15 protein-coding genes are annotated in these 12,624 nt (G+C 41.1%); 13 read left to right on the top strand and 2 right to left on the bottom strand.

Going from position 1 to position 12,624, the window contains the following annotated elements:
- Positions 1-96: 96 nt before the first annotated feature.
- The 11 genes from AC0VXY_RS16350 (at position 97) to AC0VXY_RS16300 (ending at position 9,149) form a co-directional block, all read left to right on the top strand.
- Positions 97-708, top strand: a complete 612-nt coding sequence (locus AC0VXY_RS16350) for a CGNR zinc finger domain-containing protein (RefSeq protein ID WP_475525873.1) — start codon at positions 97-99, stop codon at positions 706-708.
- A 76-nt stretch (positions 709-784) separates the two neighbouring features.
- Positions 785-1,222, top strand: coding sequence for an NUDIX hydrolase (locus AC0VXY_RS16345; RefSeq protein WP_475525872.1), 438 nt, complete (start codon positions 785-787; stop codon positions 1,220-1,222).
- A 400-nt stretch (positions 1,223-1,622) separates the two neighbouring features.
- Positions 1,623-2,477, top strand: a complete 855-nt coding sequence (locus AC0VXY_RS16340; RefSeq protein WP_475525871.1) for a DUF2785 domain-containing protein — start codon at positions 1,623-1,625, stop codon at positions 2,475-2,477.
- A gap of 12 nt (positions 2,478-2,489) precedes the next feature.
- On the top strand, positions 2,490-2,777 hold the full coding sequence (locus tag AC0VXY_RS16335) for a hypothetical protein (RefSeq protein WP_475525870.1): 288 nt from the start codon (positions 2,490-2,492) through the stop codon (positions 2,775-2,777).
- A gap of 36 nt (positions 2,778-2,813) precedes the next feature.
- Positions 2,814-3,353 carry a DinB family protein gene (locus AC0VXY_RS16330; protein WP_475525869.1) on the top strand — a complete coding sequence of 180 codons (540 nt, stop codon included), beginning with the start codon at positions 2,814-2,816 and terminating at the stop codon, positions 3,351-3,353.
- A gap of 18 nt (positions 3,354-3,371) precedes the next feature.
- Positions 3,372-4,202: a GNAT family N-acetyltransferase gene (locus AC0VXY_RS16325; RefSeq protein WP_475525868.1), complete on the top strand. Its 831-nt coding sequence runs from the start codon at positions 3,372-3,374 to the stop codon at positions 4,200-4,202.
- Positions 4,203-4,288: 86 nt separating this feature from the next.
- A complete protein-coding gene (locus AC0VXY_RS16320) occupies positions 4,289-4,564 on the top strand; it encodes a hypothetical protein (protein ID WP_475525867.1) in 276 nt (91 codons plus the stop codon).
- 68 nt (positions 4,565-4,632) lie between these two features.
- The gene (locus tag AC0VXY_RS16315) at positions 4,633-5,118 is read left to right on the top strand and encodes a GNAT family N-acetyltransferase (protein WP_475525866.1); all 486 of its coding nucleotides are present in this window, start codon (positions 4,633-4,635) and stop codon (positions 5,116-5,118) included.
- A 389-nt stretch (positions 5,119-5,507) separates the two neighbouring features.
- Positions 5,508-5,978: an N-acetyltransferase family protein gene (locus AC0VXY_RS16310; RefSeq protein WP_475525865.1), complete on the top strand. Its 471-nt coding sequence runs from the start codon at positions 5,508-5,510 to the stop codon at positions 5,976-5,978.
- A 40-nt stretch (positions 5,979-6,018) separates the two neighbouring features.
- Positions 6,019-7,239 carry a GNAT family N-acetyltransferase gene (locus AC0VXY_RS16305; protein ID WP_475525864.1) on the top strand — a complete coding sequence of 407 codons (1,221 nt, stop codon included), beginning with the start codon at positions 6,019-6,021 and terminating at the stop codon, positions 7,237-7,239.
- A 17-nt stretch (positions 7,240-7,256) separates the two neighbouring features.
- Positions 7,257-9,149: a S9 family peptidase gene (locus AC0VXY_RS16300; protein WP_475525863.1), complete on the top strand. Its 1,893-nt coding sequence runs from the start codon at positions 7,257-7,259 to the stop codon at positions 9,147-9,149.
- A gap of 89 nt (positions 9,150-9,238) precedes the next feature.
- On the opposite strand, the gene AC0VXY_RS16295 is transcribed toward AC0VXY_RS16300, so the two are convergent.
- Positions 9,239-9,874 carry a class I SAM-dependent methyltransferase gene (locus AC0VXY_RS16295; protein WP_475525862.1) on the bottom strand — a complete coding sequence of 212 codons (636 nt, stop codon included), beginning with the start codon at positions 9,872-9,874 and terminating at the stop codon, positions 9,239-9,241.
- 116 nt (positions 9,875-9,990) lie between these two features.
- Between AC0VXY_RS16295 and AC0VXY_RS16290 the strand changes: the two genes are divergently transcribed.
- Entirely contained in the window at positions 9,991-10,887 is an 897-nt protein-coding gene (locus tag AC0VXY_RS16290; RefSeq protein WP_475525861.1) for a LysR family transcriptional regulator, read from the top strand.
- Positions 10,888-10,912: 25 nt separating this feature from the next.
- Here the strand turns inward: AC0VXY_RS16290 and AC0VXY_RS16285 are convergent, their stop codons facing one another.
- Entirely contained in the window at positions 10,913-11,269 is a 357-nt protein-coding gene (locus AC0VXY_RS16285) for a VOC family protein (protein WP_475525860.1), read from the bottom strand.
- 312 nt (positions 11,270-11,581) lie between these two features.
- Between AC0VXY_RS16285 and AC0VXY_RS16280 the strand changes: the two genes are divergently transcribed.
- Positions 11,582-12,424, top strand: a complete 843-nt coding sequence (locus AC0VXY_RS16280) for an alpha/beta fold hydrolase (protein WP_475525859.1) — start codon at positions 11,582-11,584, stop codon at positions 12,422-12,424.
- Positions 12,425-12,624 lie beyond the last annotated feature (200 nt).

Here is a 12,624-nt window from a genome sequence, read left to right as displayed (position 1 = left end):
TAACTACCTAAAACAATTTAGCTGGTTATAAGTTTACTCTGGTTGTTTCTAACTGTCAATATGTATTATGATGGTTAAAGTAAAGGAGTCATGATTATGTCGGAAATAAACCCTTATATGATGGTCGGAGAACGACTGTGTATGGATTTCATCAATACCGTCAGCTGGCGGGAAAGTACGGAGAAAAGGCGGGAATGGTTTACGAGTTACGCCAAATTGGTCGACTGGTCGGTCCATGCTGAAGTTTTGACTGGTCAACAGGCACAAGAGCTACTTGGTGAAGCAGAGAAAAACCCCTCAAAAGCAGAAGAAGTCCTGAACCAGGCAACCGAATTGCGTGAAGTGATGTATCGAATGTTCAAGAGCATTTCAAAGAAAACCTCGCCCAACAAGCAGGATCTGACACGCTTTAATGAATCAGTGAGCCACTTTTATCGATCTTTACAAGTCATCCAAGATGAGGAGCAATTCATTTTAAAATTCAAACAAACAAAGAAGAACCTAGACGCCATGCTGCCTCCGATTCTCCAATCAGCTGTCGATTTACTCGTTTCAAAAAATGAGTTGGAGAGGGTCAAACAGTGTGAGGGAGACCCTTGCGGATGGTTATTTTTCGATACGAGCCGGAATAAAAGTCGCCGCTGGTGTTCCATGGCGGATTGTGGGAATCGTGCGAAGGTGCGACGGTTTTATCAAAAAGGGAAGTGACCACATTCGGTCACTTAAAAAAGCATTTCCTCAATTTATTCGAAAAATAGGTGAGAACAATCTGTCACAGAAAACAATGGAGCGTGAATCGATGCCCCCAATAAAAAAAGCATACGCCTACATCACTAGAGTAAGAGATGGAAGGCCGCAAGTATTGGTATTTCAACACAAGAATATTCCTGACGCAGGTATCCAGATACCTAAAGGCACAGTAAAAGAAGATGAAGACACATACACCGCAGTAATAAGAGAAGTTAAAGAGGAAACTGGAATTCAAACATTTGAAATGGAAAAATTGATAGCATCTGACTATTGGAAAAATGATGACGGCGCTATGCACAATAGGTATTTCTATAAGATCGTTTGTAATGAAATGGCTGATGAGTGGGAGTATAACCCAACAGGTGGAGGAGAAGAAGAAGGACTTACCTTTCAATTCTTTTGGGTATCATCCGATGAAGAAGTTGAACTAATAAGAGGTCACGCCGACTATTTGAAGCTGGTTTTTGATTAATAAGAAGTGAATCATTTCAAATGGAAAGGGCTTATCCAAAACAGGGTAAGTCCTTTTTAGAGAAACTGGGAAGGGAATAATGAGAATTTGTTATAGCTCATTTAAAAATATGGATTCAGGATGAGATATTTTGAAAATTCAAATCTCTAATTGCTAAAATAATCCAGTTTGTTATAATTAAATAGGAAAGAAATTGTTTAGTGAAGGAGGTTGCAAATCGTGCGTTCTATGAAACTTCATACAAGAACAATTACATTACGATATCCAAACCTTCTTATCGCATATAGTTTATCCTGAGATTTCTTAATCTTATTAGTAAGTGGGGACTATCGTATATTGATAGTCCCTTTTTTATTCGAAAAAAGAACAATTGAATGAACATCAATAGGAGGAATTGTAGATGGTGGATTTTCGATCGACGGAGTTGGTAATGGAAGAACATGAACTGAAAAAATACTTACAAGAATATAAGAGCGGGCAAAAATCATGGGACGTAGAGAATCATGCTCGTCTTGTGACATCCATGATTCATTTTATCGGATCTACGGATAGTGAGCTTAGGGACAAATTGATTTACAGCACCTTTTGTCAGTTAGCCATAGACAACCAGTTGGAGCATGAATTATTGAGTGGTTTATTGGATTACTGTTTAAGTGACGATATGTTATTCAAAGGGATAGGTGAAAATGGCACGGATACCGTGTTTACAAGGGCGTTTAGCTCACTTGTCATCGCCGTTATTTTATACAAGGATAATGAGGATGATTTTCTCCCCAGTGACGCTGTCTATAAAACAAAAGATCACTTAATCAACTACATCAATTCGGAAAATGACCTGAGGGGATTTGTCCCTGTGAAAGGCTGGGCACATAGTATAGCTCATGTGGCAGACGCGTTTGACGAATTGATTCTCAATAAAAAAATTGATCAGAAAGATCTTTTCGAGATGCTGCCTCCACTTTGGGAGAAAATCCTTGTATCTGACAGTGTCTATGTACATGGTGAAGATGAGAGAATGATCACTCCGATACTCGCCATGTTAGAAAAGGGATTGGACCTAGTGGAAATAGAGCACTTACTAAAAGGGATGCCTGCCGAACTGAAACGTAGGAAAGAACAAGTAGAGGAAGAGAATTATTGGTTTTTAGAAGCGAACTGTAAGACATTTTTAAAAAGCTTCTACGTAAAGATAAGTTCACGTGAAGAGTTGATTTCTCTTCGTCGGAATATTGAGTTGTGTTTATCTGAATTGTAGAGGAGGCAGGGGATGAAAAAGAATAAAATGGTCAGAGAATTCGTTGATTCCGAATTCAAAGTAGAAGAGGGATATGAAGATATTCTAGATTTATCCCGGGCGTGTAAGTATTCGAACTGCACTCATTTAACCGAGGAAGACTGTGCGGTTCTAAGAGCCATCCAAGAAGGCACTCTTTCAGAAGAAAGATTCAACGCCTTTTTTAGAGATAAAAACGAAGCAGAATATGTTACTAAACAAAAGAATAAAACCAAGGCGATCGAGTACATGAAGAAAAGGGATCTATTTAAAAGATCTTAGGTCAAAGTTGCTTAGTTGAAAAAGGGAGATGAAGGTATGTTGAAGAAGCCAGAAACAAACGAATATCCCCCGTATTATAAAGAGTATGTAAACAATGTCCCGGATGGAGATCTGCTCCAGATTCTCGAAGATCAGCAAAAGGAAACCAAGAAACTGTTAAAAGACTTAAGTGAGGAAACGGCAGAATATCAGTATGCTCCGGGAAAATGGACAATCAAGGAAGTCATCGGCCATATAACCGACACGGAGCGAATAATGTGCTACCGCCTTCTAAGTATTTCCAGAGGAGAAAAGGGAATGCTGCCTGGATACAATGATGATGAGTATGTGAGGAGAGGGAATTTCAATCGGTTCTCATTATCGGACCTTCTACATCATCAAGCTCTTGTCCGCCAACACACCATTCTTCTTCTAAACAGCCTGGATGAAGAAGCTTTGCGCCAGCGTGGGAACGCAAATGGTTCAGAGGTGACAGCCCGTGCGATTGCGTACATTATTGCAGGGCATGAAAATCACCATCGAAGGTTGATGAAGGAACGGTATTTGAGTGACACATTGACAAATAAAAATAGTTAGTAGAAAGGATGAAACCGAATGATTTCAGAGCTTGATCCGACTGAATTTTATAAATGCAAACCATTATTAGTTCAGAGGGGACTATTGGAATCCAAAGCCGCCATTGAAGGTATGCATTCCGACCGCGTATTTGTCGATGATCTTTTGTCTCCTACTTCTGGATTCATATGGCTGGGAAGTAATAATGGTTTAATCTTTATTGGGAACGAAGAAAACGCAGGCTTTAATAGCCAGTTGAACCATCATTTTAATACAGTCATCAAACCAGAAGCCAACAGAATGGATTTAACAGGTTTTGAAGCGATAGGAGATCATCCAAAGTGGAATAAGACGATTAAAAACGTATTTGGTGAGAATCTGAAAGGGTACAATCAGAAGGTGTACGGATTACAGATGGATCATTATATCCAGAAACATGAACCTTTTTTAGATCAAGGATATGAAACTGTTAAAATCACAAAAAGTATTTTAGAAAACAACGGATACATAACATATCAAAACATTGAATTTTTACATTCAAAACTATTACAGTTTTGGCCATCGTTTGAAAAGTTCTTACATCATGGTGTTGGTTACATGGTTGTTTATGAAAATGAAATTGTAAGCGTTTGTTTCTCAGGGGTTGTAGCCGGAAACGTGCATGGAATTGACATTGAAACGTTACCCCATCATCAAGGGAAAAAGCTTGCGCAGAAGGGAGCTCATGCCTTTGTGCAAGACTGTTTAGAGAATGAGATTACACCGTATTGGGATTGTATGGAGATTAATGAAGCTTCTATTGCAATTGCAGAAAAGATAGGGTTTCGGAATAAGCTTAATTATAGTTGGTATAGTGTCCCGTTTGAATGATCTTCTTCAGGAACTGAAAGAGGAATATATGTGACCCGATCTTTTCTTAGTAAAACGTCGAAAGGTAATACGAAAGGGGAATTCCCATGTGGTGGCAGTACTACGGCGATGCAGTGATTTCAGTGTCAGTGTTGACAGCAATATTGATTCTGAGTTCGATTCATTTCTTCAGCGTGAAAAGTAAAAGAGGGTTCATCATTCCATTAACCATATCCACTATAGGTTACATATCCTTTGTAATAGGTATCGTCTTTATCAGAGGATTTGAAGGATTAGGATTTATTGTCTATGGGGTGATCATTATGGGAATTGGTCTCTTATATTACCTGGGAGTGGGAGTCTTTCGGAAGATTAGATACTAATAACAATATGGGATATAGCTGAATCGCTTAACAATTATCAGCCTACATAATAAAAAGGGGTGAAGCCATTGTTATCCACAGAAAGATGCGAGTTACACAGGTTAAAGGAAAGTGATTCTCACCATATAAAAAAATTATACGACAACGAGCAGGTACGAAAATATTTAGGTGGCACCGTTAATGAAGAATCATTTAAACAGAGATTTCATGACATGATCCATTCACCCAATAAGGAACATTATTGGACTATTTTCAATAAAAGCTCTCAGGAATTTGTCGGGATGGTCTTCCTGGATACCTATCATGACAAAATTCACACTGAAATCGGCTATCAATTGTTACCTGAATTCTGGGGGAGAGGCATCGGCAGAGAAGTAATTAATAAGGTATTGTATTATGGGATTCATACCATGGAATTAGACAAAGTCATGGCTGAAACACAGTCACAAAATAAGGCGTCTTGCAAACTATTATTATCAGTAGGGATGAGGTTGGAGAAGAAGATTCAACGCTTTGGAAATGAGCAATCCGTTTTTGCCATTTCGGGTTCTTGAAGAGTCTTCTCTCTATGGAGAAAATGCAGAAAATTTTATTGTGTCAAAACGTCAACCTCCCAAAAAGAACATAAGTAAAAAAGATACAGCAGAGGGGTTAATGGAGTTACTTGCAGGTCATGTAAACTAAATAATAAGTTATGTTCAAAAGAAAATGAATATTGCCAGAAGTGAAATGGTTTGAAATAATGGGTATTTGTGGCAGGTTATTTCTAAAAAATTATAGTCAGATATGATGAACATCAGTGATAGGTATAATGAAGTCATTAAACAGCTGAAGGTTATGTCAATGACCTTCAGCTTTTCAAAAGCAACAACCCTTGGCGAAATGAGCCAAAACATAAATATTATTATACTAACAGTTTTCAAAACATCCAGGAGGAAATGCAATGCAAACACATATCCGAGAAGCCACCAAAAATGATTATGATGCAGTTCATCGAATCCAAAGACAAGTACACGAAATGCATACAACGGAAAGACCGGACCATTACAAGATGGCAGACACCACGTTAGACCAGGAGTATTTTAACAACTTAATAGATGGAGAAAATACAAAGGTATTCATATTAGAAGAAGACCAGCCCATCGCCTATACCATCATCACGATCAAGAATCCCGTAGAAAGACCGATTCTCATTCCTAAGAAAGTGGTCTATATGGACGACTTTGGTGTGGATCAGACGTTTAGAGGAAAAGGCTTGGGTAAAAGATTCTTCGGGGAAATAGTGGAGTACGCCAAGACAATTGGTGCAGATTCATTGGAATTAGGCGTGTGGGAGTTTAACGAAAATGCGATTAAATTCTATGAATCCATGAATTTAAGGACTAAATCAAGGCTGATGGAAATCCGTTTATAAGATACTCTCAAGCTTTCAGAAATAGGGGAGGGACTTCAAGTTGAAAGAAATAAAGGAGATCAGTCTTTCTACATACGCATCATTCTGTTCACTTGCCAATGGGGCGTTCCCTGGTTTAAATGCCGATCAATGGCTGCAGGGGCATATCGAAGAAACACCAAGCGAAAGCTTATATGGATTGTTCAAAGGGAATGATTTAGTGGCTGGAATGAGGACATTTCTGTTTGAAATGAACTTGAACCAAACCACCATACCAGTGGGCGGAGTTGGGATGCTAGCTGTTGATTTGTTACATAAGAAAGAGGGAAATGCGTATCAACTAATCAAGTATTTTTATGAACTTAATAAGTCCCAAGGGCATCATCTTGTGATGTTATATCCGTTCAACGTTGCATTCTATAAAAGGATGGGATTTGGAATGGGGACACAGGTTTATCAATATTATGTCAGCCCATCGTCTTTTCAGAGTCCTTCCCGTAAAGAACATCTAGAACAATTAGGCTATGAAGACAAAGAACTCATTCTTGATTGTTACAACCGTGTCTATCAAAAAACGCATGGGATGACGAAACGATTTCCAACGGAGCGGGAATTGAATCGACCATTTAATTTTGGAAAAGTGGTGGGTTTTAAACAGGATGGTCAAGTACTTGGCTACGTGTTGTACGAAGGTAAGGGGAAGGATCTTTACATCCATGAGTTATTCTTCGAAACAAGGGAAGCGATTGAAGAATTATCTACTTTTTTACATCAACAGGCTGATCAATTTAAACGAATCATCATTAATTCTAACCATGATGATCTCATTCACTTTCTGAGTGCACCTGAAAGTGGGATGGACACCATGCTCGATACGGCGCCTTCAGTTGACAATAAGCATATGGTGAACATTGGGGTTGGTGTGATGTACAGGGTTATCGATTGTAAAGGGTTATTATTGGAGCTGTACGAGAAGAAGCACCGATTCGGCAGCGTTTCATTAACGATTGAGTTTGACATAAAGGACGATCTGCAAGGTGACGAGTCAAAGAACTTCACCGTGACGTTTTCAAATGGAGAGATTAAACATTTTGATGAACAGGCAGTCGATACTGTCGTGCGATTGGATATCTCCAAGTTTTCTTCGATGATTATGGGGGCCGTGACTTTTTGCTCTTTATACAAATGGGGAAAAGCAGAAATATCGAATCCAACCTGCGTGAATCAAGTCCATGACCTTTTCCACACGCATGAAAGGCCGGTGTGTACGAAAGCATTTTAAGATGAAGGGGTATCTGAATGAATAAGAGTGATACATATTTAAATATTGAAGAGCTTCTTTCCATACCTGCCATATCAGACTTACACATAAGTGAGGACGGACAACAAGTAGCATTTGTCAAAAACACGGCTGACTGGGAAGAGAATACATATAGGAATTCCATCGTGATATATGAAAAAGACAAGAGGGAATGCACCCCATTCACAGAGGGCACCTCCCCACTCTGGTCGCCGGATTCCAATCGATTGGCTTATCTTTCAGCTGGTGACGGGAGTACAAAGAATCAAATCTTTATGGAGTCGATCGATGGTGTTGGCAGGATTCAAGTTTCGGATGAGGAAGAAGGGGTCATTCAATTCAAATGGGATCCTTCTGGCAAGGGGATTTACTATGTTGCACCGTCACCGGAATCTGAGGAAATCAGGATACGCAGGGAGAAGTTCGGAGAATTTCACTATGTTGGCAAGCACTATCGAAATCATTGTTTATGGTACGTTGAATTAATTGAACAGGTTTCATATCAACTGACGGAAAGCAGGGATTTTCACATCCAGGAATTCGATGTTTCATCCGCTGGGGATAAGGTGGTGTTCATGGCTACGCCAAGCCCGGATGGGGAAGATGGTCAGAATGGAGACCCCTACCTCCTCGACCGTCCATCTGGAGAGTGGCGGAAGCTGAGTAGAGATAAGGTAGTGGGAGGGAGCGTTTGCTTTTCTCCTCAAGCTACGAAAATCTGTTACACGTCAAGCTTACGTGAGAAGGATTACTATAAGACTCATATCATGGACAGTACACTCGAAATCTATGATTTAACGAGTGGTGAGCGGATTCAACCATTGCTGGATTTTGACCGTACGGTTATTCCCATACGCTGGACAGCTAAAGGGATTCTACTGATGTGGCAGGATAAGACGAATTATCGGGTCGGGTTGTTATCTGAAGATGGGAAGCTTGCCATATTGGCGGGAACTACGAATGGCTGCATCATGGAGGCTTCTATAACAGGAGATGGAAATCATCTCGCCTATCGTAAGGCTGCATATAATGAAACATTCGAAGTCTATGCTGATGGTGAAAAAATCACCAATGAAAATGCTCTGCTCCAGGGGAGACGTACAAGTAACAGGGAAATCATCTCATGGAGCAGCCGTGATGGCCTTGAAATAGAAGGGGTATTAACAACCCCGAAAGACATGGATTGGAATAAAAAACACCCTTTATTGGTCTTCCTCCATGGCGGGCCGGCGTGGGCTTCTTTCCCCATCCACTCAAGCTGCTTCAATGAAAAATATCCAGTTGAGTCGTTTATTGAGAAGGGCTTCATCGTTTTGGAACCAAACTACAGGGGAAGCTCAGGATATGGGAATGACTTCTTGAAGGCAAACTATCGAAACCTGGGAATCGGTGACTACGAGGATGTAATATCCGGTGTCGATGCACTCGTGGCCCGGGGGATTGCAGATCAAGATCGAGTCGGAGTGATGGGCTGGAGTCAGGGCGGATTCATCTCAGCATTCTGCTCTACCTATGGTGATCGATTTAAAGCTGCCTCAGTTGGAGGTGGGATCAGTAACTGGATCACGAATTATGTGAATACAGATCTGCCTTCCTTTATCAGGATGCATGTAGGAGATACACCGTGGAACGACCCGGAGATCTATGCCAAAGCATCACCCACGACCTATATTCAATCAGCCTCTACGCCAACCCTGATCCAACATGGGGAAAAGGATGCGAGAGTTCCACTACCGAATGCATATGAGCTCTATAAAGGACTCAGGGATATGGGAGTCGAGACAGAATTAGTTGTATTTGATGGCATGGGATATAGCTCTGACAAGCCGGGAATACACCAGGCCATTATGGAGCAGAATTTGGGTTGGTTTTTAAAATGGTTGGTTGATTAGGGACGAAATTTATATAAAAAAAGCCATGGGGACAGTTCCGTTGTGAATTAACGGACCCGCTCCATGGCTTTCTATTTCTGAAAAACGAGTCATCGAGATGCTGATTTAACTCCACATATAGCCACCGTATGATACCCACGCGACAAGGGCCCTTCCAGTACGCGAAGTTCCTTAAACTTCAATTGTTCCATCATCGGGAGTAATTCACTTTGGATCATCTTCTTGATGGAACCCCAATCTTCTCCGTCTTTTCCATCGCAAAGCGTGATTAGGACGGTTCCGTCAGGAGTCAGCACCCTTTCGATTTCCTTTAATGATTTGAACAGGTCCTCCCAGAAGTAAACAGAATGGATGCTGAACACGGCTGTGAATTCTTCATTAGAGAAAGGCATTTCTTCAACCCTTCCGTGAACTAGTGCCATCTGCTTTTGTCTGATGGCTTTTTTGTTGCGCACTGCTGCTGATTGGAGAAGGGTTTCTGACAAATCCAAGCCGGTGACAGTGTGACCTCCATTCAACGAAGCGATCTGTTTCATCGCGAATCCTGCCCCGCATCCAATCTCAAGGATCCGTTCATTTTCCTGAAGCTGGAGGTTTTCAATGGTCCACAGCGTTTCAGGCTTATGCTGGCGAATCATCTTCTCCCCGATGAACCATCCGAGCACTCCAGCGGGCCGGCTGTACTGGGTGTCCATGAGGTTCTGTAATTTTGCTTTCATATTCATTAAACGCCCTCCTTTTATTCATTGTGTATTTACACTATAATTTTCTTATAACTATTAAACAATCCTATATTACTTATACTTACTATAAAACATTTTTATGGATTGGAGGAATCAGGGTGGAAATTAATCAGCTGATTGCATTTGAGCTTGTTTCGAGGCTCGGTTCATACAGCAAGGCTTCGAGATACCTGGACGTATCACAGCCTACTGTCAGTTTGCGGATTAAAGAGTTAGAGAAAGATGTCGGGGGATATTTGTTTGTCAGGGAGGGTAAGCAGATGAAGCTGACGGATTTGGGGAAAGGGTTCCTTCCCTATGCCAGGCAGGCTCTCGATGTGCTGCATAAAGGGAGAGAAAGGGCGTTGTCGATCAAAGAAGGTAAAAGAGGGGAGATCACGATCGGAATCCTTCCCACATTTACATCCGGACATTTTACCTCGATCGTAAGGGAAATGTACACCACATTTCCAGATATCCAGATCGCCATCCATACCGGTCATAACCAACAAATCATCGATATGCTTTATGATGGAAGTATCAAGCTGGGAATGATTACTTCTCCCTACTTTAATAAAGATTTGAAAAAGCTTTTTAGTATAAAAGAACCCCTGATCCTCGTTGCCCGTCGTGATCAGCCATTAAGCAGGATGGAGGATGGAAGTTATAGAGTAGAGGACATTTTTGAAACGAGCAAACCATACATCATGACGGATTGGAGCGAGGAGAGCAAGCATTGGCAACGAACCCATATGTCACTCGGGAGTGATACCATCGAATTGCCGCCTGCTACTGCACTTGAATTTATCCAAAACTACAGGGGAACCGCGCTTCTTACAGAATCAATGGTTTCTGCATTCTTAGAAGAAGGAACATTGGTTCAGCTCAAACCAAATGGTATGCCGGCTCTCTTTAGGGAAATCGCCGTAGTAAGCCTGGATAGCGAGCAGTCCCTGCCTTCAGCTGCCCGGCGCTTTTTGGAAACGGTGAGGACCGGGGCATGGGGACAGGTATAGAGCGGGTCCCATCCCCGCTCTGCTGTTATCCATCTAATTCCTCAAACAACCCAACTGAATTACCATACGGATCGCTAAACGTACACCAGGCTGCTGGAACTCCTTCCCGGGTTTGGACTTCCTCGATCATCATATTCAATGATTCTATCAATCTCTCACGTTCAGAATGGATATCGTGAACACCTAAACGCAAAGGACCATTCCCGACTGCCGGCTCTCCCTTTGCCACCTGCAGCCAGGTATCTTTCACGATTTCCCACTCGGCAAAGTCTTCATGTGGGATGAAGTCAGGGTTACGGTTGAAGAATGTTTTGTACCAACTAAGCCCCGCTTCGAAATCTGTGACTCTAACTTGAAAGGTGACTCCTGTATATTTCTTCATTCCGGTTCCTCCTCATAATTATTATGCTTTTTCGAAACCTTTATCTTCTATTAGACGTATAAAGTACTAGGACGCTCGCTTCTAGAGTCGACTCAAACAGATGCAATATAAATTCTAAAGGAAGCGATTATTATAAACAACTATAGATGACGATCTGCAGTTGGACCTCTTAAAATCAAATTAAAAGAAAAGTTAACAGAATAATTGAAACTATTCCATTTTGGCTCCCGTCTAATAGGTAGTAGTGTTCAAGATAAAATACCCAGTTAATCCCAAATAATGATACAGACAAAACAGAATGGGGGAAAAAGTATGTGGCAACAAAAACTGATCCAAACAGATCGAGGGGATTTTGAAATCTTTGAAGCAGGGAATGGTGAGCCGTTATGTGTGACGCATCTATATAGCGAGTTTAACGAGCGAGGCTATCACTTTGCCGATCGATTTGTGGACGACTATAAAGTGTACCTTGTCAATTTGAAAGAAACCGGGAATAGCACTGAGATCCAGGATGAGGATGAGTTAAGTATGAGTGAAACCAGCAAAGATCTGGAAGCGATCCGATTAGCTTTAGGATATGATAGATGGAACTATGCAGGCCATTCCACAGGGGGGATGTTAGGGTTGGTTTATGCTGCTGATCATCCGGATTCTCTAAACAGATTAATTGTAGGCGGTGCCTCAGCCACCAATGAGTATGTGAATGATCAGGAAAGTATTTACTGCCATGAAAATCCTTATAACGACCGGTTGAAAGAAATATTCTCTATCCTTCGGTCCGATGATGCAACAAAAGAAGAACGGGTACAAGCAGGCAAGGAGTGGGCGAAAATGTCATTGAATGAACCGAGCAGATATGACGAGTACTTTTCTAAGCCAAGCAGGGGGAAAGTGGTTCCAAAACGGTTGGAGTATTATGCTTCGAACGAACTGCCAACATACGATATCAGAGAGGAGATTTCGAACATAAAAACCCCGACAATCGTTTTTTGTGGGAAACACGACTCTCAATGTCCTTTTGTGTATTCAGAGGAAATTTTCAATCTTGTTCCGAATTCAACATTTTATATTTTTGAGAATAGTAATCATTCCCCTCATGTAGAGGAGAAAGAAAAATTCAATGAAATGGTGAAGGATTTTAGTTGTTTGGTCTAAATACTTATAACATTGGTGCATTTCTTTATTGGAAATGCACCTTTTCTATACTTTATTAAGGGAAAACACCATTTTAGTAGTATGTAATCACCCAAGGTCCGTTTTGTTCTAATGGAAATAGAAGTCTGTTTATCACGGCTTTAAAAGAGGAGGATCGTTTGTTGGAAATTTATTTTACCCGTCACAGGGCAACAGAATGG

The organism is Rossellomorea sp. QJM3NY_18 (assembly GCF_056173145.1).
This window is presented reverse-complemented; position numbering and strand designations above follow the sequence as displayed.